This is a genomic window from Fusibacter sp. A1 (genome assembly GCF_004125825.1).
GTDB lineage: Bacteria > Bacillota > Clostridia > Peptostreptococcales > Acidaminobacteraceae > QQWI01.
The window spans coordinates 298,742-320,216 of sequence record NZ_QQWI01000001.1; the positions used below are offsets into that span (position 1 = coordinate 298,742).

Genomic DNA, 21,475 nt, shown 5'->3' on the forward strand with positions numbered 1-21,475 from the left:
CTTTAATTTTAGTAAAATCCTCAAACTCATTTTTCAGTTAACGACAAATAAACAATGATCGCATTCGCGGCATTTTCAACTAGCGATTCCCAGTGATCACTTATGTACACTGCGTCGCCCTCATGATCTGCAAAACCATATTCGATGATGTAGCTAGGTGAATCGATGTACTTATGCATAAAATAGTAATCAAACTCAGGCGTGTCGCCCCTTCTATTGATGACTCTTAAAACCTTCAGATCCTCACTAGCGATTGCCTGGGCTAAAGTCTGAGCAAACTCCCGATCTGAGAGTTGACTGTAATGCACCTCAATCCCACTTGTCTTTTCATTGTATTTATTTATATGATTGCTGATAAACAGATCCGGCTTGATATAATTCGCAAGTTCAGCTCGTGTGAGGTTGGATACATAGTCGTCGGTGTCCCTAGTTAGAACGACATTGATTCCTGCGGCCTTTAGTAGCTCTTCCATTCTAAGGGTCATCTTAAGATTCATCTCTTTCTCAATAAATAAATCACTGTTCCCTTCACCCTCATCTAAGCCCCCATGCCCTGCATCAAGTACTACAAGCGGCCTATCATAAGTAAAGTTCAGCTGACCTTGGGGATTTCTTAACCACTGCAAATGCGAAATTTCAGAAGTATTGGGGTCATATAGGTATTGCACCTCTACTATCGAACCGATCTGAGCAAGTCGGTATTCAACAGCACTAACTGCTAGAACATCAGCATACTCTGAGTTGAGCAGTTCAAATTCAAGTAAATAGTCTTTTGTCTCATCCTCGTCAGTCCACTTATCGCTAATCATCACTTTTGATGTCTGCCATTCCAGCTGTTGTTCTATTGCTGCTTCAACCACTACTTTAGGAACCTCAGCTTTTTGAGTTCCTTTATCCCATAGGTATTTTCCAACTAATAGACCGATACCGATTCCTATGATGAGTAGTACAATTTGAATACTCCTTTGTTTTTTCATTTAGTTAAACCTTTCATACATTGCTGTCAGAGGCGGTTCGGGTTTGTCTTCACTATTTATACACTTATTATAGCATGGACCTAGAGGGATGTTCATCATTGCACCAAACACAAGTTTATTTACTTTCATCATAACAAAAAAGCAACTGTCATTAGTTTTTAAACTCATAACAGCTGCCAATATTCAAGTACTCTCTTTGATTTCTGTAATCCGACAATCAATTCACTGTATTCAGTGGTTCATCTTCTACAACATCTTCTACAATATCTTCTACAACATCTTCTACAACATCTTCATTCATCGCTAACTTCAATCCATCAGAACTTAATCCGAAACTATTGAACTTTTCTTCCAAGCGCTTCTGAAGATCCGCAGTTACTTTAAGCATTCTGTTACTCCAGTAAACTAGTTTAATCACGTTAGTTGCATGATCAACAACGATCACCGTTTTACCAAACTGATATTTGACAAACTCGTTATGCAGCTTTTCAGAATGAACTGCTGTATGAACTATCGCACTTAAGTGTTTTTCCAATATATCCTTTTTAGCTTCTGTACCTTTTTTTGAATAACTTCTAAAATCCTTTTCAGAATCTGCTGTTAGTTGATAAATTTCATCTATCTCTGCCATTTTCTACTCCGTTCTTAACTAGTGTCCACCCATATGATGCAATATTAAAAATTTCTTTGCTACTCATTATCTTTATACGATTCAATGATTTTTTTCGAATATGGTGACTTCAACTATAACTTTAGCACCTTCGACCAGAGTTATCAAATTCTTTTTAATAATTCATCCATGACATCGTGTGTTTTTAATACATATTGTTAATCGGTAACCCAATTTTCCTATTCACCATGGTACATTTTCCTTTTGTACATTATCACCGATTTACAAGCTTTAACGTGATTACCTCAAATGGGCTATAAGAGAGTTCAATGCATCCTTCTATGACTTCGATCTCTTTTATTGCCTTGCCGTTCATTTTGGTTTTTATGGCTTGGTTTACTTCACTTGGCAGTTTGATGTCACATGTGCCACTTTGGTTAAAGTATTCGACCAGCCTAAGTTCTATGCAATCATCCACTTGCCTAAACGAACTGATAAAAAGGTTCTCTGGTAGTTCAAAATCCGTCATACGATTTGTGGCTTCTTGATTGACGGGGTTTAACCTGAGTGTGTTGATACCTTCAGTGTAGAAGAGAGCTTCACGATGTACACCCGCTGCCGTATGTCTGCCTCTATGAGGCAGTACTGCGTAAGCAAACTCATGTAGACCGATATCAGATACTTCATTGGGCCATGTTGGAGACTTAATTAAACTAAGCCCGATGGTACCGCCTTTGGCATGATAACCAAACTTGTCGGGGCTCATGAGGGCTATGCCGTAGTTCTCTTCAGACAAATCCCCCCAGTGCTGGGCGCAAACTTCAAACATAGCCTGTTCGTAGCTGTTGTTGGCTCTATTAGGTCGATTTACATGTCCAAACTGGGTGTCATAAGTGGCATGTGTCGCATGGATGCTGGTGTCAAAGTCAACTCGTAAGAGCGTCTGAGTCTCCTTCCAATCCACTGCGCATTCAAAGTCGATGCGCTTATGATTGTGGTAAAAGAAAACTCGCTGGCTTATGGACGACTCATTCACCCTATACTTGATTTCTAGCACAATGGCATGTGCTCCCTCGCTTAAAAGAGTCACAGATTCACAGATGATGATATGCCTTTCGTAAGCTGTGTAGTCATCGTTGATATCCCATGCATCCCATTTGATCGGGCGGTCTTCAAAGAGTCTAAGTCTATTCCATGCCCCCTTTGCAGCGACAAGGTCTCGCTTGTTTTCTTTGTCATAGAGCTTGGTGATTCGGCCTTTGTCATCCAATGAAACATGATAATGGGCCGTACTGAAGTCCCTAGGATTGATCCTTTCTGTGATACGCTTTCTATTCACACATACCTTATCCGCCGGACTGGCACTTAGTGGCAAAAGGTTGGATACTTCCAACAACGCAAGGTCATCGCTTACAATCTGCGCCAGTCCTAAGAGCTTATCACTCAGGTCTGTTGGATTAAACTTAACTAGACCTTCAAATGCATGACCATGGGGATTAAATAGGCTAAGCTCTGAGTCTCTGTTTACAAGCTTGCTTTCCTCTAGTTTGCCGTCAATACTCTCAAGCGCCTTATCGAGTTGTTCATAAGCCTCATCGTAAACCCTTTTGATAGAGGTTCCTGGAATGATATCGTGAAACTGGTTTAAGAGAAGCACTTGCCACTGCTTACTTAAATCAATGGTAGCCTCACCCAGTACCGATAACAGTTTTTCTGTATGAATAAGCTTTTCTTCAAGCAATCTGTGTTTCTTCTTAATAAGCCCGTTTGTCGTATAGGTGCCACGGTGGTATTCAAGATAAAGCTCACCCACATGTACCGGCAGTTTTTCAAGGGGCTGTTCTTTTAAGTCGCTTAAAAAGTCGCTGACATGAGACATGACAACACTTGGCATTCCCGGCACGCCTTTAGCGAGTCGGCTTGCGGTTTCGAGCATCTCTTCTGTGGCACCACCACCTCCGTCACCGTAACCGTAGGGCATGAGGGCCAGTGGCACTTCCTTTATTTGCTGTTGACGTTTAACAGCGCCAAGAACCTCTGAAGGTGTGAAGTTGCCTTCGTAAATGGTTTTAAACTCTCCCCTTTTCAAAGTTTCATAGGGAATTGTCGTGATAAACTGGGTGAGAATTTTTGAACTGTCTAGACCTTCCCAGTAAAAGCTGTCAAAGGGCACTTTATTGGTGTCGTTCCACGATATTTTAGAGGTGACGAACAAGTCGATGTCGAAGCCCTTTAAAATTTGAGGCAGAGCGGCGCTATAGCCAAAGACATCAGGTAGCCAAAGGGTTTTGCTCTCGTTGTCAAAGTGCTCTTTTAAGAAGGCTTGTCCCTTTTCAATTTGTCTGATCATGGACTCGCCGCTAATCAGGTTGCAGTCCGCTTCTAAGAACATGGCGCCTTCCAGTTCCCAAGTGCCTTCCTGAAGGGCTTTTTTTATTTCTTCAAATAGCTCGGGTCTTTCTTCCTTGACCATTTCAAGCAAAATCGGCTGACTCGCCATAAACAAGTAGTCTTTGTATCTCTTTTGAAGATCTAGGGCCGTTGAGAAGCTTCTGACGACCTTTTCACGTGTTTGTTTCAAATCCCACAGCCACGCCACATCAATATGCGTATGGCCAACAGCGTGCACCCTACGCCTTGCAGCTAACGAATTTACACCATACAGCCTTCTGTTCAGGCGCTTGCTTAGTTCTTTGACTGATTTTAACGTTGTCTGGTCAGCTTTTGAGTGTAAAACAAGCTGCCTGACCGCTTCTAAAAGTTCCTCTTCAATCAGCTCCTTGCCGTCATTGCCTTCATCGAGGGTCTTGTATGCATCATAAAGTACTTTCAAGTCATAATACGCCCTATGGATGCATTCGTTTCTTTTAATAAGCTTTACCCTAAGTCTTGTCTCAGCCTTTGCCATTCCCGTGTAAAGGTGCAGGTCAACACTGACCGATTGATTGCTGAAGTTCTCATCAAAATGCACATACCTGTGGTTGGTATCGAGTCCACAGGTGATTTTGCCGTTGATAAAGCAAAGCATCTGGGGATTGACCGCATCCCATTCCCCTTCTCTGCCTGTGCTTACTTCTAATTGGTAGACGCTTCCTTCTTCAAAGGTCGGGAGTGTCAGATCAAAGTTAATAAAGTATCTTGAATCGCTTTCACGGATGGTAAAGGGAAGCAGGGTCGACACAAAAAGGTTCTGGTCGACTGCTTCTATATGCTTATAGTCACCCCTGATCATCTTTACTTTTTCAACGGTTTCCACATCATCGTAAATCCAGCTTTTCAACGTGTGCAGTACGCGTTCTATTCTATTTTCAATCATAAAAAACACCTCTCTTTTTTAATAGTATAAAAAAGAGAGGTGAAAGATGACATAGACTATTTAAGCCTTTTTTTATCATTTTCGGACATTTTTCTGTAATCACTTGGGCTCAACTTAGTATGCGTTTTAAAATACTGGCTAAAGTAATAAACGGATGAAAAGCCAAGCAAATCTGAAATCTGCGTAACCGGGTCGCTGGTGATTGAAAGCAGTTCCTTGGCCTGGTCGACTTTGGATTTAGTCAGATAATCCTTAACACTCATGTCCCTTTCCCGCCAGACAATTCGGTTGATGTGCCTGGTGCTCAGGTGCAGGTATTTTTGAAGGCTGCTGAGCCTTACGCATTCGTGCCTGTGGGTGCTGATGTACCTGTCTATTTCAGCCATGGTATCCGTAGAACTTTTTACCGGTATGTCGATTTGAAGGTCTTGAGTGCTGGCTACTTTTCTAACCGTTTCAAGTATGATCTGCTTAACCAGAGACTTTATCATCATATGATACCCCAAGGGCCTATGAACAGCTTCTGACAAGGCACTGTCAAAACAGCTTTTGATTCTCTCTATGCCGTCTATGGGCTGACACTTTACTGCGCTTAAGGCATTCATAATCTGTAGTTCCTCACTTTGATCTGAAGGCTTTACAATAATTGAACAGTTGAGGGAATACTCGATATAATTACTGGCACTACCTGACGTTTGGGCATGGTAGACACCAGGGGCTGTGATATACATTTGGTTTTCTTTAACCCTAAAGTCTCCATCGTCAGTAGCGACCACAGAATCGCCACTCATCACATAATGAAATTCAAACGAGGCGTGCGAATGTCTCTCTATTGCCCAGTCGCCTTCTTTCTTCATGACTCTGAACCAAAGCACTTTCAGGTTGAAGGTAGATTCATCTATGCTGATATCGACTTTTGATAATGCCTGAGAAGCTTTTTTTAGGTCCATGGGATTCTCCGTGATTCATTTATCTACACCTATAAGCGATATGGTCTACTACCACTCAAATTCGGATGCTCTCTGTGCGAGTCTAATGTATCTTTCTAAGACATCCGAAATCTTAAATTCATTTATTCCGTTCAGGTAGGTGTCAATCGTATCGTTAAAGGGTAGGTACCAGTGCTCCCCAAGATTCTTAACACCATATACGATACCCGCTATGCTGCCGGCGGTTGCAGCAGTACAGTCATTGTCCATTCCCATCGCCACGGTTTCAGCAATTACTTTTCCAATATCGCTGCCACCAATATGAAGCCCGAAGATGGTCAAGCATGCGTTATTATTGGTATGTGCATGACTCATTCCTTCAAATCGTTGGTCGACAAGCGATCTGGCATCCTTATAATCCTTTACCTGTTCTCTCACTTGTAGTGCCCATTTTATGTCTTGTGCCAGTAAACAGTTTTGCGGTATTTCTGTCAGCCCTATTTCAATGGCGTCTATTGTATCTTCACTCACAAAAGCGGCAGCGATTGCAGCTGCAAAGAACATAGCCCCGTAAACACCGTTTCTGCGATGGCTTAAAATAGCATCCCTATAGGCAAGTTCTGCCGCCTTTTCAGGATTGCCAGGTGTGACATAGCCATAAGAATCGATTCTAATATCTGCGCCGATCCACTGAGAATAAGGATTATCCTTTTCGCAAGCCTCGTGAACAGATATTCCTTCTTTAAGATGGTCTAAGGTAATCAGTTCGGCCGTATAAGCCATGGGTAAATACACTTTCCAGGCTTCAGCCACATCTTCCGTTGTAAAGTCTAAACCGTACTTTTCCATCACCATTAACCCCAACAAGGTGTAGGCGATATCATCATCGACTGGGACCTTATCTAAATTTTCCTTGGTGTATTCAACAAAATCGCCTTTGGTGTATCTTATTTCATTTGGGTGTTTGGTTTTGCTCCAATAATCCACTGGCGGAAAAGGTTCTGCGCAGTAGTCCGCCCAGTTTTTCATGTCATCCACCGACCAAAACTCCACTGGCGCACCCAGTGTACAGCCTGCAAGCCTTGAATAGAATCCACCCTTCAACTTGTCCAAAAACTCAACTTTGCTTAGCTTTTGAGGCATACGTCTTGGACCGTGTGGTCTTAGTTTTCTAATTTCTTCTAGACTATTCGGTTCTTCTAGTGCTAACGCTTTAGAGCCTTCAAGATTTTTAAGTTTTTCCAAGCACTTGATAAGTGATTCATCAAGCCCACTTAAAATCTCAGCTACGCCTTGTGCACCTTCCTCTACTTTTAAAGTCGAATAGTCTCTAATCAAGTTACCAAGTGTCTCAAAATCCGGTAGTTTAGGATAGTTCGGCATATTCACTTTCCTTTCACTCTAAGTTCAATCTCAATAGTTGCAACTATAAACTAAAGACGCAATGTTCTCATTACCCTTAAGTAAATCTCTTCTTTTTCCACCACGCTGTCAATGATGTTTTCACCTTCAAGCGGATAAATATCATATTTGGCATAATGTTCATGTGCACTCACAGTAGACCAAATACACTGGTTCGGACCTTCCGGATTTTCGATTCTCGCCAGAATCCTGCTTTCCCAAACCAAATCATCACTGCATGTGAAAAGGAACAAGCGAACTTTGTCAGCTGAAAGGGACATTTTCTTTAAGAAGCCTTCAAAGAATGGCGTATGCGAAAGGCCTATATCAACGATTGCAGGGATATTGTTATCATGATGCCACTGAATGTCCTGAACCAAACGGTCATAGGTAGTGTTATTCGCAGTTTCCCAGTCAACACCTTCATTCAGGAGTTTGTCAAAGACACTGTCCTTGTCCAAAACTGCTATGTCGTGTTGATTTGCAATGTATTTCGCCATTGTTGATTTCCCTGTAGCTGCTTTGCCTCTAAAAAATGTTATCATTTTTCTCTCCTATTGACTATTAACTTGATTTCCTAGGACGGTAGCCTATCCAAACTCTTTCTTTGACAACTTCAAATGCAAATCGATAAAGATCCTTTTGCCTCTCTTTTCTGCTAGGGTCTTGGAGTCTTCTATATAACCATTCAATATTCATCTTTTGAACAAATGCCGGCGCTCTTTTGACCGCTCCTGTTAAAGCATCAAATCCACCACCGACATCGATCGTCATTTTTATATTTAGCTTATCCCGGTTTTTCTTGAACCACTTATGTGCACGTGGTGACCCCATGGCCATTACTAGAAAATCAACATCCGATTCCCTTATTTGGCTTACAATTTCATCATCCTCATCTACATCAAAGTAACCGTTTCTTCTACCTGCAATTTTTAAGTTCGGATACTCTTTTCTGATTTGTTCATACAACGTTTGGTTTGTTTCCTCACTTGCACCTAACAGATACACCGAATGTTTTTTTTGCTCACACAAACCAAATAGTTCCGTCAATAAATCAATCCCCATGATTCTGTTTTTAATCCTTCTTCCTAGTATGAAAGAACCCCACACTATTCCAATACCATCTGCAACGATCAAATCTGAGGCTTCTGCTATCTTCTTGAACTCATTATCCCTGTTAACCTGCATAACAATCTCTGGATTAGCAGTAATGATGTGAAACGGCTGTGCTTTTTCTTTATTGAGTACCCAGTCTAAATACGTTATTGTTTCAGCCATCGTGTGATCAGAAAATGAAACACCCAATATGCTTCTCTTCTTCAATATCGTTCTCCTTTTTACAACATAGTATTCTGGCGACATTTAAAGCGGTTCTTAAACATATGCCAGATACTAACAGTCTAATTGTCCTTATCATTATACCATCTCAATTTATTCCATCAAAACAAATGGGAAAAAGTGGTGGCATATTTTACATTTTAAAAATCCAATTGGCAATTAACGAACGTGCGCATAATTAAAGAGCAAGATTTCTCTGGCCCTTTTACAATTATAGTTATATTCATTTTACCAAGAGACCGGCATCGTGTTGCTGCTATAGGCACACATTCAACCTTTTGCAGTGAATTATTCTAAGCTGAGTATGGTTAATCCGTTATCCCTTCTTAAAATCCTTAATCACTTCTACCACTCGAATTTGACCATCGATGATTGTTTCTAAGACTGGTGTTTCATTCTTATCATTCTTTAGTACCTTCCAGTAGTGTAAAGCACGTTGCACTGCCTCTTTTTCACTTAGACATTCATACCAGCAATTATGTGCATCCCCGGTAAAACTATTCCCTGTGTTTTCAAGAGCAACAATCTGAAAAGTTTCTCGACCAACCTCTATAAAAAAATCAGCCCATTTCTCAGCTTCTTCTAGGCTCTCAGAAACATAGAGGCAAGCCATTCTTGATGGATAATCGCTAAAGTTTTCTTTTCTCACCTTTTCAAGCATAGTTGCTCTGTTTGCTACATTGATCCAGTGCCCCATATTATCAAGCAAAACTTGGTCAAAGGGCGCTAAATCAGCCGGTGACATCGACGGGTTTTCTTTTAGTTCATTCACCCTTTTTACTAGATTGGCAACACCATTCTGGTGTTCAGAATCAAAGACAATCACTTGATTTAGAGCCATTGGCCTTTCTGTAACAACGTGGTAATATCTCTTACTCATCATGTCTCCTTCAACATTCATTCTTTTCTCGGTGCCAGGTCCTCACAGCAGTGCTTTATAATTTCCATAAGCTTTCATCAGTGTTCCAAATGAATTGACTGCAGTTTGAGCTAATCTAGTAAAACCGCACTTCTCATGCACACGTATTGAGGATAAATTCTTATCTGAGATATTCACAAAGATTTCCTTTATCCCTTCCTTCTTTAGTGCTTCCATGCCAAGTTCACTGATTTTTGTAGCGATCCCGCTATTCCTTTTGGCTTCGTGTACTTGAAGTCCTTCTAGGTACCATTTGTCATTCACATGGGGAGTGCACCAGAATCGAACAATTCCTACAACAGAACCCTTCTCAACGTGCAGCACGGTAAGTTTATCACCTTTGACTTCACCACTCACCCACTTTTCTGTGTATTCCAGTAACTCATCAAATCGATCAGGCTCATCATCTGCAAGTAGAGTCGCAATCCCTTTTGGTATCTGTTCTAATGCCAGTTGCTCTATAGTTGAAAACACGATTTTATTCATATGAACTCCCTAAGTTTCAATTTAAAATTAAACGTCTGCATTTTCATTATACAAAAACTACCACTTGTATTGTGGTAGTTAAGGTAATTGTAATATAAGTTAATGAATTACTATCGCGTGCCCCCCTTCATATTATGAAGCTTCCTTATTGGTATCACTCGATTGGTATCACTCGATTTATAACCAGGATTCTTTCGATGTGATGAATATGCTGCCTCTATCTTTTAGGTGATGTATTTCTTCTACAAACCTATTATTCTCAAGAAATCTAATTGAATTGGTATTCTCGGGGTGTGTCTCAGCAAAGATTTCAATTTCGTCAGTAGCAGTAAAGTACTGAATGATCAGGGCACTTGCTGCTTCTTTACAGTATCCCTGTCCCCAAAACCTCGGCATCATTCTGTATCCAAGTTCTGCTTTGCTGTCTGGACCACTCTTAAATATACCAATAAGTCCAACTGGTTCTTTTGAAGCGGTTATCTCCATAAGATTGACATTCAACAGACCATCACCAAATCTTTCGATCCAATCGTTAATTGAATCAATGCAGTAATTCATTGTCGCGCTGTCACTTGATCTGTATCGATTGACCTCTTTGTCATTATTCAGTTCATATAAAAATTCTTTATCTTGTAAAGTAAACGGCCTAATTGTGAGTCTTTTCGTATTCATCATTAAGTCCTCTCTTCTGATGTGTCAATAAATTTCTAGAAACGGTTATAAGTTGTGGACTATACCCCGCATACACTGGAACACCAACTACTAAAAAGTCTTCAGCGCTTAGTGAAAGCTCAAATGCATCTCTTTCACTGCTCGTTAAATCATGCAGGATAAAATCATCTGAAACGCTGTCAGCAACTTTATTCACAACAGACTTGGTCGTTCCAGTGGGACTAAAATGAACTTTATGATAGGTTCTCAAAGATACCTCCTGATAAAAGTTGTGCGAAAAAAAGAAATTTCACATTGGTGACTGTCAATGATGTGGTGCTCAGTTACATACTCAGTGTGTAGTTTTGCGTCATAAACTCATTAAATTTAAGGTCATTTACCACATTCTCTATCCGTTTTCCATGCTCCCTAGTCGTCGGGATACCATGTAAATATCTATCAAATGAATCCAAATCTTTCATTAGTTCGACATACTCATTATCTGATACTACGTCTTTATTACTATGCTCGGTAATCGCCAGCAGTATGGTTTCCAATTCATCCTCTGTGATTAAAGAAAGTCCTTTTCTTGCTTTCTCATTGTATCTTTCTATGAATTTGACAACATGTACTTTGGCATTCTTTGCATGATTCTCTTTCCGCTTGGTTTTAACAACTCCATAATCATGCAGTGCTGCAATTATTCCAGCTATTTCTGGATCCAAATTTCGTTTTAATGCCAAGATTTTTATCATTTGAGATGTGCTGTACATATGCATCATACTCCATCTCAGTGGCAGATCTCTATCTTCATCTTCTAATGCTGAAATTTCTTGAAAAAGCATTGCTAGAATTCTGTTAAGTCGCTTAACACTAATTTCATTTGACTGAAACTTTAAATTTTGTACCATGATACATCTCCCTATCTTACAATTGTGATTACTATTGATATTACTTGAATAGCACTCAAAATTCTTCACAAACGACTTGCGTAGCTTAACGAGTAATTTCCAGCACCTTCTTTGTATGCGTGTTGTTCTGAGACTTCATTGAATGACAAAAAATAACAGGAGTAATGATTTCTGATCATTATTCCCCAATTAATTCCTTTTGAATTTTTCTAGTGAGTGAGTGAAACATCATGTCATAGGACTGATCAATTAAAAATCTAATTTCATCATCAGGAACATCTGCATCAAGTAAAACGACATTCCATCGAAGGTTATCCAAGTTATCTGGCAGCAGTATTCCTTTATACATTTGTCTTAATACAATATTGAGTTCAGGGTCTGATTTAAGCACAAATCCTTTCATACCCAATACTTCATAGACTCTACAAAACTGTTTGCTACCAACAGTAAATGTTTGAATCTTATTGCTAAAAATATACTCCTCTTTAGCTCCAATTTTACTTAGACAGTATTTTACAGCATCCATATATTCCATAAAATCAACTCCTCAATCACTTTTACCAAATACCCTTATTCCATTTTAAAGAAAAAACACTCTAAGTTGAGTGTTTTTCTGAATATTTAAGGTTTATTTAATATCTGTGCTTAAATATGAACGAATGCGTCATTATTAGTTACAACAGCCTCGTAGCGAGCGTCTGGTGAATCCCCCTAAAAATTAGAGTACCCCAGCAAATAGATTATTACCTGATTTTACGATATCTTTGCTTGCTACTATTGGGTTTGTCAGGTATGGTCATTACAATGTAACCAAGTTCAATCGCCGGAAGCAAATAATTTTCCCTAAATGTAGGTCTATGTTTTATTCCGACTAGTTCCATCAACTCCTTGCTAGATAGAGACTCTGAACCAATCACATCTAGTAACTTTTTGACTTGTTCGGTGACTTGTTCGCCAACTTGTTCGGTCAAACTTATCTCTGTAAGCGTATCTAAAATAGCTTCTAACATAAACTCAATAAATTCCCCTGAATCCGCAGCTTTATCACACTCTCCTAACACATCGTAGTACTCCTGTTGCCTTTCTTTAATCAAGGATTCTACTGGTAACCAACCAAATATTTTTTTCCATCTATACAAAATTAGAGTTTGCCACATTCTTCCCATCCTACCATTGCCATCAGCAAATGGGTGTATAAATTCAAACTCATAATGAAATACACAGCTTTTAATCAATGGATGAACTTCGGTATCCTTCACCCAATCAATCAAATCCGAAACTTGCTCAGGAACTAAAGATGCTGGTGGAGCCATATGCACTAGCTTCTCTCCAGCAAAAATTCCTACACCACCTGATCTAAACTTACCTGATTCTTTTGTGAGCTCATTCATCAAAATCTTATGAGCTTTCAGCATGGATGTCATGTCATATGGATCGAAATCAAGCAAAAGCTCATACGCTTCAAAAGCGTTCATAACTTCCTTAATATCTTGTCCTGGACCAATTATTCTTTTACCGTTGATTATTGATGTTACTTGATCAAGAGATAAAGAATTATTTTCAATTGCTAAGGAAGCATGGATTGTCCTTATTCGATTATCCCTTCTTAACCTTGGATTAATGCCTTCTACTTCAGTCAAAGTTAATTTTGTAACTACCTCCATGATATCTGCAATCAAATTAATTATACGATCACTGATTGTAAACGGTGGTACATAGCCCATTTGGAATCACACCCCTTCTTGTACTATTATATCGTACAAGTTAAAACATTAATAGTTCCTATACCTATTTGTGCTGCACACTTTTAACCCGTTCTTTAGTTGATTCCAAGTAACACAAGCAGCTCCTCAGCATTCACACGACAATATATTTGCTGGAGTGCAATCAATGGCAAGCAAAATGTCACGCTTATGATCTGCCCCCAAAAGAGAGCTTTTGAATCTTGATTCAAGTAGATGTGTCTAAATATCCAGATGACAGCACCTGTCATCACGATGTGATTTGCTTGCGCCATCAAGTTATAGCCATCCCACGGAAAAATGAATAATCCCATGGTTCCAAAAAAGAAGAGCGGTACGGCAGATGCATACAGGAGTGCGACATGACCTTTGATGCGGTAGAGCAAATAACCAAGGATAAACACCACTCCCGTTGGTGCGCAAGCATTAAAATTCAGCCACTGCAGTACCGATGACTTGGCAATACCCAAGAAGTAAAAGGTGCTGTTCACACTGAGTATAAAAAGTAGCACAGCAATGACCAAACCAATACGATTAATTTTTTTCATAATATCCTCCCAGTAAGTTCAACGATATAAATTGCGCCAAAATCACTTTGGCTTACTAGGAGTATACACCCTCCTGTATGCAGGAGAGTCAAGAGGTCTGTTCGTTACTTATTGTCATTTCACATACTTTCTCCACTCAAGATTGATGAAATCATTCTGAGCCCCTGCCAGCGCTTCTCCAGTGCTGGCTTTGTTGTCACTTGTCAATAAGACATTCAAGTAGTTTATTCGGTCATGAATACCACCTTTCATTTTATCTATGGTGCTCATGACAGATCCATGAGACATAAAAATGGTTCTTTCCTCAAAATCCAAAAGTGTCCTTAACGCCATCATATGCTCTTTGACACCTGACCAGGAAACATAGGGTAGAGAATGTTCCCCTGTACTTAATGTCATTTAAGTATCGCCAATATGTAAATACTTGTCGTTTATCAAGATGAACATAGAACATTCCGAATGCCCTTTAACCAGTTGAAACTCAAACCTATGCTCACCGAAAGTTAAGATCTCTTTGTCTTTTAGGATGTGTGTTGGCGCGTAAATTTCATACTCTTCTTTTGTCAATTCAAAAGCCTCTATTGTTTTCAAGCTTTCCTGAGTACCATATATCCGCACATCCTCTAACATTCTGATCCCTTCAAAATGGTCCGGGTGGTAATGCGAGGGTAAAACGGCTGTGATTTTTATGTTTCTTTGACTAAGATCCTTTATTACTTCAGTCAAGTGTTTTGAGTAGGCTGTATCCAGAATAAGTGCTTCTTGCCCATCTAAAAAGGCATAGATGTTATAACCGAAATTTTTCTCCGTTTCACCTGAATGTTGGTATGCTATCATGTTTTCTTCAATCATTATTCTTTTCATCATCTTCTCCATTTCTTCACTTTTTTCTCAGTATAACAAAGAAACACTGACATAAACCTGTCAGTGTTATTTCAAATACTTTTGATGCAGTTTTGAGATGATGTGTGCTATTTTTTCCTGATAGCTTGCAGGACCTAACAAGGTGATTTCTTCTGGATGCTCCAAGATCATATTTGTAATAAGACGTTCGTGCTTAGTTCTGAGTTTAATCACCATCTGTGGTAACGTTTTTATAATCTCACAGTCAGAAAAATAGAAGTTATCTTTAAAGTAGCCTGTACAATCGGGATTCTATTTCAAAGGTATAGACTACTGATCTATACTTATCATCAATGCTCGTCAGTCTTTTGTCATAAAAGGTATTAGCAACCTCAAGGATTTCAACACCATAGATTCTATCTAAACGAAATATTCTCTTTTCATTTCTTAAATAGCAGTATCCTGACACATACCAGGCGCCACCGTCAAAATGAAGATCGTTTGGCGCTACTCTACGTTTGCTATATTCATCTTTAGCGGGGTGATAATACGTGAAGGCTATTTCTTTTGCCTGCAAGAATGCGTCAATAATACCTGACATGATGCCCTTATCATAGTTTTTGGGGATGACATTTGATACATAAAAACTCACTTTATCTAAAAAATCATGGATACGTTCAAGGTCGACATCATCAAGGGTGTTATTGATCTTGGATTTCAAAAGTGTATAGTCCCCTTTCAAATCCGGAAAATTGATTTCATCTCCAAGTTTCAAGAGCATCAATAGCATAATAGATTCATGCTCAGTTAGTTTAATGCTGGGCATGAAATAGGCTTGATCTATATCGTATCCGCCGCCTGTTCCTTCATAAGCGGTTATGGGCACCTTAAGCTGACTTAAGGCATCGATATCTCTGTAGATGGTACGTTCACTTACTTCAAATATATCTGATAAGGCTTTGGCAGAAAGTCGCCCTCTTTCCTTCAAGGCAAAAACAAGACCGTTGAGACGTTCTGATTTTTTCATTTAGATGCTCCTCTCATTAAGCTAGACCATCTCAAAGTACTAGGTACCCATAGGTTTACAAACCTTTATTTACCGTCTTTATCCAGGTAGTGAAGTGTTACATGATTACAGCCTTCAAAAGCCTTGTCGCTTATTGTAGTCAGCGAAGAAGAAAGATAGACATCGGTTAGCGAGGTGCAATCCTTAAACGCCCACGCATCAATGCGCAGGGTTCCTTCGTTAAAGACAACCTTCTTCAAAGCCTTTGACTGATTGAATGTAAAGGGGACAATGGCCTTAACGCTACCGGGAATCTCAATTTCCTCAATCGATGTTCTGGTCATGGCATATTGCCACATATCCGTTAAGCCTGCTGGGAGTACAATTCTTTTTAAACCTGTACAACCATCAAAAACAAAACCTCCAAGTTGAGTGACGGTATCAGGAATATCAACCGACTCAATTTCAGTATGTCCTTTAAAAATATCATCACTTAAAATCGTAACCTCAATGTTAGTTGGCACTTTCACGTGAACGTCATTTCCTGTGTATCCTGTAATGCAGTAGGTGTTACCTGGAACCATTTTATAGTAAAAAGACATCTTCTACCTCCTAAAGCTTTCTTTTATCTAGAACTAGTTTACATGAAGATTGGACTTTTAGTAATGAGCAAACACAAAACTATTAGCTGAGGAAATTGCATAATTACATTCAAAAAGAACAAACTATATCTAGTAGAGTAGTATCTTTAGCATATCAATATCTATTATGCAATATCCCTTGTGAGCTATTATGAAATTTTCTCAGCTAAAAAACAGTCTCTCTGCTGATGTCTGACACCGTGTGGTTCTTATTGATCTTCCTATTTAATCAGCTCAATATATTCTATCACAACAAATGGGAAAAAGTACCTACAAGCTGTATCATTCAAGATATGCACATTAGCTATTTGCACAAATCCTTAATGCAACACTAAAACTAAAATAAGCGCAATTAAAGTAATCTACTTTAATATGCGCTTATTTATTTGGAATAGTAATGATGAACTGAATACCTTCATTAGGATTGCTATCGATTTTAATTTGACCATGAAGTTGAGTGGTGATTAATTGTTTGATCGCAAATAGTCCTAATCCACTTCTTTTTTTACCTTTCTTCATCGTATAAAATGGATCAAAGATCTTGTCTATTTCCGATGCTGGAATGCCAATGCCATTATCCTTATAGTAGAGTTGTATCTCATCTTCCCCAGATAATAGACTTATGGTGATTGTTGGATCTAATGTTTCTCCTTTAAATGCGTGTAACACGGTGTCCTCAACTAAGTGAGTGACAATTCTAGAAAAGACGCTTGGTAGTCCATTGACAACGATAACATCTTGTATAGTGTGTAATACAACACGAATGTTATGACTTTGAGTGGAGTGTTCAAGTGTTCTAAGTACTTTTTTTATGTGTGAAACGACATCGAAAGTGATCGAGTCTTCCACAGAGTCATCTTCAAAGAGGGTTTGCATATCATCTACAAGGTGTTTATTTTGCTCTAAATTTCTTCTAATCAGTTCATTGGATTCTAATAGTTGACTCCAAAACCCGGGTGGGAAGGACGAACTTTTTGCATAATCCCTGATTAACGTCGCTTGAAAACTGGTAGTCATAATTGCGTTACCTAGTGGTGTATTAATTTCATGAGAGAGTCCCATTAACATTTTGGACATAGCTCGATTTTTTTCTTCGGCAATTAACACATCCATTGCTAATTCTAAATGATTGAGAGACTCTAATAATTGCTTGTTTGAGGTTTGCAACTCAGATGTTCGCTCCTTGATTCTAACTTCAAGTTGCTCATTTAATCGATTGAGTTTTTCTTCTGCTACCATTCTCTTTTGAATTTCTTGCTCAAGTTTAAGGTTATTCTTTTGCAGCGCTTTGGTTTTTTCTAACAACTCAGTATAGTAATTCTTACGAATTGAATTTTCACCAAGACCCATGAGTTTACTTCTAAGTTTGTCTTTCTCTGATGAATTCATATAACCACCTCACTCCCTCTGAAGTGACATCTTTTGGATTTGTGGCATTACAAGGATCATTTAAAATATACATCATCAAATCATCAATTTCAGCTGATTCAAAAATTACATTAGGCAAGTTATCATTTTTCCTTATTCTTAAAATAAAAGTATCCAATAAATCTGGAAGATTTGTAATACTTAATAGCAGCTCATCTTGAAAAAGTTTAATAATTTGATCGACGTTGATGGGATTATCTATTAAGTTATAAGTGACAACTCCGGTAAGTAACTGACCATTAAGTTGACCGTGTGTCAAATTATATCTCGCACCTAGTGCGTGGGCCATTGCATGAACTAAACCTAAACTAGCATTAGAAAAAGACAATCCGGCATGCACCGATGCAAGCATTATGGCTTCGCGGTGTTCAAGATTAAGTAAATCTTTTGAACATAATTCTAGGTGTTTTACTACAAGTTCTATGGATGCTAGTGCATGTAGTTTTGTAATTGGAGATGCAGCGTTTGACATATAAGATTCTATTGCATGCGCAAGCACATCCAGTCCTGTATTTATTGTCAAATCGAATTCTTTGGTCAAGGTTGTCTCTGGATCGATAATAGCAAAATCAGGTACAATCATTTTACTTACAATTGCCATTTTATAGCACTCTTCAGTATTTGTAATAATTGCAAACTGTGATATTTCAGCAGCTGAACCAGAAGTAGTTGGTATACACACAAGAGGCGCAATCGGTAAATGGATTTCATCAATTCCTTCATATAATAAAATTGGACTTGGGTTTTTTACTAAAATTGCAATACCTTTCGCACAATCCATAACACTGCCTCCACCAATGGCAAGAATTACATCACATTGATGAAGCAAGTATTCAATTTTACCTTGTTCACATTCTATATCCTTTGGGTTTTCTGTCACATTATCGTAGATACTATACTTGATTTTTTCATTGACAATAGACTCAATAATTCTTTCGAACCAATGTAATAATTTCACTGTTTTATCTGTTACAATGAAGATGTGATCAGCACCTAAGTTTTTAAGTGTTTGCCCTGTGTATTGAATAGAATTGGATCCAAAGATAAACTCAGGTGCGACAAATTTAAACATATCCATATATATCACCTCTGTTAATTAGTACCCACGAACTTGACAAAACAATCTTATAACATGGAGAAACAAACATGCAAAGCTAAGAAGAGTATGTCATGACAAAATCTATGACCATTTTTAAGGAAAATTATATAGAGTTGGAAGATTAGTGTAAATCAAATACACGAATGATCTTCTCCATTGGCATCTTATAGTAGAATCTGGATTTTCGCTTCTGATCATTTATCCACATTCCTCTGTAAAGAGAAGTCGCACCCAAGACGACGCCCCTACGGTTTTGAATATGAATAAAGGATCAGATTTCTCTGACCCTTGTGTTCATTATTACTGCTTAATTAGTTTGGCTATGGTTTCGAGTGTGGCATATCTGTCACTACCATTTTTCAAAATTAATGACTAAACTTATAAGTAATTTCAATATATTTTTCTTCTGATACTGCAATCTTAAAGACAAGTAAACTATCTAGATATCAAGCCTAAACAGACCATCCTGTTGCAATGAACATATAGGTTCATCCTTTTGTACTTTGGAATACGAAGTCCAATGTGTTGTTCAGGATACAACTCGAAACAGTCTTATCACTAATCGACAGTTCATTAGCCAGTTGTAGTTGCGTTAAACCTTTTTCTGTTCTAAGCGTATAAATGATTTCTCCAGTTTTTTTACAATCCATAATCATACCACCACATAAATCCTATATCCTACTTATCTAAAGCACAATAAACGATGCGTAGAGTTAAAGCAGTGCGCCTGGAATTATGGTTTAGCGGCGTTCATTACCATGCTTATAATGGCCTGTTATTTTGGCAAGTAGGAGTTGTACCTCTTTTGAAGTCTTGGCGTTTTCAAGCTGTTTATCTAACTTCAACATTGCCTTTCCTCGTAGAATTGTCACCATCTTGTGATGATGAAAAACCCTTATGCAGTCTTTAGTAGATTGATAGTCAAAGGGTTCTTCTTCAAGTTTATTTCTTTGATCAATTGGCATGTTTCATGTTCCTTTCTGTTAAAATTAAAAATAATTTTAAAGTCTCATTTTCAAGTTCCAAAGTTCTGATACTAGCTCTTGATTGGCACTTCACTTTTTCAGCCGTGCCTCTGCTTAATCTAGGTTTCATAAATTCTCCTTCAGCCCTTCTAATCTTTTATTAATCAGTTCTAAGTCTTTTTTGTCCTTATCTCGGTTCAAAATTTCCTTGTGCTTTTTTATACTCATATGTTTCTCTTCTACCGGATAATAATCACAATGTGAATCACACCTTGAATTTAAAAACAAAGGACGGGTAGACACAAGGCCTACCCCTACAAGGGGATTTGGTCGCGTAGGGGCGTGCCTTGTGTGCGCCCGCTCTTCAAACATGATATTAGTATACTAAAAAATGCCTCTTTTTAGAGACATTTAAGGTTTTTGTAATATTTGATTGTAAAAATTTGGTCACTTGCTGGCTTATTGGAAGTGCGTCTGTAAAAGTCCATTAGTATAGATTAGCTCCTTGATTATTTAATAGGAACAATGATAAGTGGGACATTCATTTCCTCTTCTGTTAAACCTGCATGTGTTGCTTTAAACAAGGTGTTTTCATCCACTCTATTGTATTCGAAGCTATAATTACTAATGGCAACTGCAACATAATCTCCTATGAAGTCATTACATCGTTCATGGGGAACTCCTGTACCAAATAGATTTTGCTTAAGTATTTCTTCTTTGGAAAAGAGTAAAAATTCATCTTTAAACAAGTCATTAAAAAGTAGTTTGAACTGTTTTGTAAATCCTTCTTTGATGAAGAAGGAAGAAGCTCTCGTTTCGACTGATGGTCTTCTACTAAAACAGTCAACCAATTCTGGATAGTCCATTAAGAATCGCCATTTTGTATCAATTAATCCGTGATCAGCTGTGATGATTACCAGTGTGTCTTTTAATTTTGAACACATATCCTGAACTTGATTGTTGATATCTTTCATAATCGCGCTTATTTTCTCATGTTTTGTGCCTAGGTCATGCATATCAAAATCTGGTTGTGGCCAGTAGGTAAAGATACAAGTTTCCTTCTGTTCCTTACTTATACTTATGACCTTTTCGCACATCTCACTTACACTACTTGGTTTTATATCAGAAAATGGCGATACTCTAACAGCATGAAATTTTCCATGACTAATCCCATTAATTTGATCAAGAACATCTTGATAAGGCATATGCCTTCTTCCTAAATGATAATCAGCTGCTGGCTCCCCTTGAGAACCACTCAGTGTATTTGGAAATACACTTACATTTGCATCAACTTCTTTAAAGTATAGACTCCAACCTAACCAACCATGTTCGATAGGTGACAATCCACTTTCTAAAGAAATAATAGCTGCTGTTGTTGTAGATGGAAATACAGAAGATAATGTCGTGCGGTGGTGCTCTGTTAAAAACCTAGCGACTTCTTTGTGACTCTCTAGTATGGATTCTCCCATTCCATCAAAAATCATAAAGACTATATTCTTATACTTCTTTTTAAGTGCTTCATCAATTGCCTTTTGACTAACATGTTGAGAGTCAATACCATAATACTTTAAAATGGATGTTATTGCCGACAAAGTACTGTTTTCATATTTAGGATAGATCATCATGGTCTCCTGTAAGTCAATAAATACACTTCTTCTAGCTTAT

Annotated in this window: 23 protein-coding genes; all 23 read right to left on the bottom strand. The window is 38.4% G+C overall.

Going from position 1 to position 21,475, the window contains the following annotated elements; all coding sequences use genetic code 11:
* Positions 1-26: 26 nt before the first annotated feature.
* The 23 genes from DWB64_RS01270 to DWB64_RS01380 all read right to left on the bottom strand — a co-directional run bounded on the left by DWB64_RS01270 (position 27) and on the right by DWB64_RS01380 (position 21,432).
* Positions 27-977 carry an N-acetylmuramoyl-L-alanine amidase gene (locus DWB64_RS01270; protein WP_129486364.1) on the bottom strand — a complete coding sequence of 317 codons (951 nt, stop codon included), beginning with the start codon at positions 975-977 and terminating at the stop codon, positions 27-29.
* Positions 978-1,194: 217 nt separating this feature from the next.
* Positions 1,195-1,608: a hypothetical protein gene (locus DWB64_RS01275; RefSeq protein WP_129486365.1), complete on the bottom strand. Its 414-nt coding sequence runs from the start codon at positions 1,606-1,608 to the stop codon at positions 1,195-1,197.
* 253 nt (positions 1,609-1,861) lie between these two features.
* Positions 1,862-4,903: a glycoside hydrolase family 38 C-terminal domain-containing protein gene (locus DWB64_RS01280; RefSeq protein WP_129486366.1), complete on the bottom strand. Its 3,042-nt coding sequence runs from the start codon at positions 4,901-4,903 to the stop codon at positions 1,862-1,864.
* A gap of 56 nt (positions 4,904-4,959) precedes the next feature.
* Positions 4,960-5,853: a helix-turn-helix domain-containing protein gene (locus DWB64_RS01285; RefSeq protein WP_129486367.1), complete on the bottom strand. Its 894-nt coding sequence runs from the start codon at positions 5,851-5,853 to the stop codon at positions 4,960-4,962.
* Between the two features lie 48 nt (positions 5,854-5,901).
* Positions 5,902-7,215 carry an ADP-ribosylglycohydrolase family protein gene (locus tag DWB64_RS01290; RefSeq protein WP_129486368.1) on the bottom strand — a complete coding sequence of 438 codons (1,314 nt, stop codon included), beginning with the start codon at positions 7,213-7,215 and terminating at the stop codon, positions 5,902-5,904.
* A gap of 50 nt (positions 7,216-7,265) precedes the next feature.
* Positions 7,266-7,778, bottom strand: coding sequence for an AAA family ATPase (locus DWB64_RS01295; protein WP_129486369.1), 513 nt, complete (start codon positions 7,776-7,778; stop codon positions 7,266-7,268).
* Between the two features lie 19 nt (positions 7,779-7,797).
* Entirely contained in the window at positions 7,798-8,556 is a 759-nt protein-coding gene (locus DWB64_RS01300; protein WP_164980156.1) for a WecB/TagA/CpsF family glycosyltransferase, read from the bottom strand.
* 331 nt (positions 8,557-8,887) lie between these two features.
* On the bottom strand, positions 8,888-9,451 hold the full coding sequence (locus DWB64_RS01305; RefSeq protein WP_164980157.1) for a DUF2441 domain-containing protein: 564 nt from the start codon (positions 9,449-9,451) through the stop codon (positions 8,888-8,890).
* Positions 9,452-9,493: 42 nt separating this feature from the next.
* Positions 9,494-9,976: a GNAT family N-acetyltransferase gene (locus DWB64_RS01310; RefSeq protein ID WP_129486372.1), complete on the bottom strand. Its 483-nt coding sequence runs from the start codon at positions 9,974-9,976 to the stop codon at positions 9,494-9,496.
* Positions 9,977-10,153: 177 nt separating this feature from the next.
* Positions 10,154-10,651, bottom strand: coding sequence for a GNAT family N-acetyltransferase (locus tag DWB64_RS01315; RefSeq protein ID WP_129486373.1), 498 nt, complete (start codon positions 10,649-10,651; stop codon positions 10,154-10,156).
* Positions 10,623-10,898, bottom strand: coding sequence for a hypothetical protein (locus tag DWB64_RS01320; protein ID WP_129486374.1), 276 nt, complete (start codon positions 10,896-10,898; stop codon positions 10,623-10,625). The genes DWB64_RS01315 and DWB64_RS01320 overlap by 29 nt, the downstream gene beginning before the upstream one ends.
* 73 nt (positions 10,899-10,971) lie before the next feature.
* Positions 10,972-11,538: an HD domain-containing protein gene (locus DWB64_RS01325; RefSeq protein ID WP_129486375.1), complete on the bottom strand. Its 567-nt coding sequence runs from the start codon at positions 11,536-11,538 to the stop codon at positions 10,972-10,974.
* A gap of 178 nt (positions 11,539-11,716) precedes the next feature.
* Positions 11,717-12,073 carry an MmcQ/YjbR family DNA-binding protein gene (locus DWB64_RS01330; RefSeq protein ID WP_129486376.1) on the bottom strand — a complete coding sequence of 119 codons (357 nt, stop codon included), beginning with the start codon at positions 12,071-12,073 and terminating at the stop codon, positions 11,717-11,719.
* A 208-nt stretch (positions 12,074-12,281) separates the two neighbouring features.
* The gene (locus tag DWB64_RS01335; RefSeq protein WP_129486377.1) at positions 12,282-13,262 is read right to left on the bottom strand and encodes a Fic family protein; all 981 of its coding nucleotides are present in this window, start codon (positions 13,260-13,262) and stop codon (positions 12,282-12,284) included.
* A 95-nt stretch (positions 13,263-13,357) separates the two neighbouring features.
* A complete protein-coding gene (locus DWB64_RS01340) occupies positions 13,358-13,828 on the bottom strand; it encodes a hypothetical protein (RefSeq protein ID WP_129486378.1) in 471 nt (156 codons plus the stop codon).
* A gap of 114 nt (positions 13,829-13,942) precedes the next feature.
* The gene (locus DWB64_RS01345) at positions 13,943-14,227 is read right to left on the bottom strand and encodes a hypothetical protein (RefSeq protein ID WP_129486379.1); all 285 of its coding nucleotides are present in this window, start codon (positions 14,225-14,227) and stop codon (positions 13,943-13,945) included.
* Entirely contained in the window at positions 14,228-14,692 is a 465-nt protein-coding gene (locus tag DWB64_RS01350) for an MBL fold metallo-hydrolase (RefSeq protein WP_164980158.1), read from the bottom strand.
* A gap of 265 nt (positions 14,693-14,957) precedes the next feature.
* The gene (locus tag DWB64_RS01355) at positions 14,958-15,698 is read right to left on the bottom strand and encodes a YafY family protein (RefSeq protein WP_129486381.1); all 741 of its coding nucleotides are present in this window, start codon (positions 15,696-15,698) and stop codon (positions 14,958-14,960) included.
* A gap of 65 nt (positions 15,699-15,763) precedes the next feature.
* A complete protein-coding gene (locus tag DWB64_RS01360) occupies positions 15,764-16,279 on the bottom strand; it encodes a leucine-rich repeat domain-containing protein (protein ID WP_129486382.1) in 516 nt (171 codons plus the stop codon).
* A 417-nt stretch (positions 16,280-16,696) separates the two neighbouring features.
* A complete protein-coding gene (locus DWB64_RS01365; protein WP_129486383.1) occupies positions 16,697-17,707 on the bottom strand; it encodes a sensor histidine kinase in 1,011 nt (336 codons plus the stop codon).
* The gene (locus DWB64_RS01370; RefSeq protein WP_129486384.1) at positions 17,679-18,824 is read right to left on the bottom strand and encodes an iron-containing alcohol dehydrogenase; all 1,146 of its coding nucleotides are present in this window, start codon (positions 18,822-18,824) and stop codon (positions 17,679-17,681) included. Before DWB64_RS01370 ends, DWB64_RS01365 begins: the two co-directional genes overlap by 29 nt.
* A gap of 975 nt (positions 18,825-19,799) precedes the next feature.
* Complete coding sequence (locus DWB64_RS19155) at positions 19,800-19,940, bottom strand: hypothetical protein (protein WP_164980159.1); 141 nt, start codon at positions 19,938-19,940, stop codon at positions 19,800-19,802.
* A gap of 379 nt (positions 19,941-20,319) precedes the next feature.
* Positions 20,320-21,432 (bottom strand): alkaline phosphatase family protein, encoded by a 1,113-nt coding sequence (locus tag DWB64_RS01380; RefSeq protein WP_164980160.1) that lies wholly within the window; start codon positions 21,430-21,432, stop codon positions 20,320-20,322.
* Positions 21,433-21,475 lie beyond the last annotated feature (43 nt).

What these genes read in the sequence shown, in the direction of transcription:
- DWB64_RS01310 (WP_129486372.1), bottom strand. Translation starts at nt 9,976, where the DNA reads ATGAATAAAATCGTGTTTTCAACTATAGAGCAACTGGCATTAGAACAG.
- DWB64_RS01345 (WP_129486379.1), bottom strand. Translation starts at nt 14,227, where the DNA reads ATGACATTAAGTACAGGGGAACATTCTCTACCCTATGTTTCCTGGTCA.
- DWB64_RS01360 (WP_129486382.1), bottom strand. Translation starts at nt 16,279, where the DNA reads ATGTCTTTTTACTATAAAATGGTTCCAGGTAACACCTACTGCATTACA.
- DWB64_RS01380 (WP_164980160.1), bottom strand. Translation starts at nt 21,432, where the DNA reads ATGATCTATCCTAAATATGAAAACAGTACTTTGTCGGCAATAACATCC.
- DWB64_RS01340 (WP_129486378.1), bottom strand. Translation starts at nt 13,828, where the DNA reads ATGAAAAAAATTAATCGTATTGGTTTGGTCATTGCTGTGCTACTTTTT.
- DWB64_RS01275 (WP_129486365.1), bottom strand. Translation starts at nt 1,608, where the DNA reads ATGGCAGAGATAGATGAAATTTATCAACTAACAGCAGATTCTGAAAAG.
- DWB64_RS01285 (WP_129486367.1), bottom strand. Translation starts at nt 5,853, where the DNA reads ATGGACCTAAAAAAAGCTTCTCAGGCATTATCAAAAGTCGATATCAGC.
- DWB64_RS01370 (WP_129486384.1), bottom strand. Translation starts at nt 18,824, where the DNA reads ATGGATATGTTTAAATTTGTCGCACCTGAGTTTATCTTTGGATCCAAT.
- DWB64_RS01305 (WP_164980157.1), bottom strand. Translation starts at nt 9,451, where the DNA reads ATGAGTAAGAGATATTACCACGTTGTTACAGAAAGGCCAATGGCTCTA.
- DWB64_RS01330 (WP_129486376.1), bottom strand. Translation starts at nt 12,073, where the DNA reads ATGGAATATATGGATGCTGTAAAATACTGTCTAAGTAAAATTGGAGCT.
- DWB64_RS01295 (WP_129486369.1), bottom strand. Translation starts at nt 7,778, where the DNA reads ATGATAACATTTTTTAGAGGCAAAGCAGCTACAGGGAAATCAACAATG.
- DWB64_RS19155 (WP_164980159.1), bottom strand. Translation starts at nt 19,940, where the DNA reads ATGAAACCTAGATTAAGCAGAGGCACGGCTGAAAAAGTGAAGTGCCAA.
- DWB64_RS01280 (WP_129486366.1), bottom strand. Translation starts at nt 4,903, where the DNA reads ATGATTGAAAATAGAATAGAACGCGTACTGCACACGTTGAAAAGCTGG.
- DWB64_RS01355 (WP_129486381.1), bottom strand. Translation starts at nt 15,698, where the DNA reads ATGAAAAAATCAGAACGTCTCAACGGTCTTGTTTTTGCCTTGAAGGAA.
- DWB64_RS01335 (WP_129486377.1), bottom strand. Translation starts at nt 13,262, where the DNA reads ATGGGCTATGTACCACCGTTTACAATCAGTGATCGTATAATTAATTTG.
- DWB64_RS01315 (WP_129486373.1), bottom strand. Translation starts at nt 10,651, where the DNA reads ATGATGAATACGAAAAGACTCACAATTAGGCCGTTTACTTTACAAGAT.
- DWB64_RS01350 (WP_164980158.1), bottom strand. Translation starts at nt 14,692, where the DNA reads ATGAAAAGAATAATGATTGAAGAAAACATGATAGCATACCAACATTCA.
- DWB64_RS01270 (WP_129486364.1), bottom strand. Translation starts at nt 977, where the DNA reads ATGAAAAAACAAAGGAGTATTCAAATTGTACTACTCATCATAGGAATC.
- DWB64_RS01290 (WP_129486368.1), bottom strand. Translation starts at nt 7,215, where the DNA reads ATGCCGAACTATCCTAAACTACCGGATTTTGAGACACTTGGTAACTTG.
- DWB64_RS01325 (WP_129486375.1), bottom strand. Translation starts at nt 11,538, where the DNA reads ATGGTACAAAATTTAAAGTTTCAGTCAAATGAAATTAGTGTTAAGCGA.
- DWB64_RS01365 (WP_129486383.1), bottom strand. Translation starts at nt 17,707, where the DNA reads ATGAATTCATCAGAGAAAGACAAACTTAGAAGTAAACTCATGGGTCTT.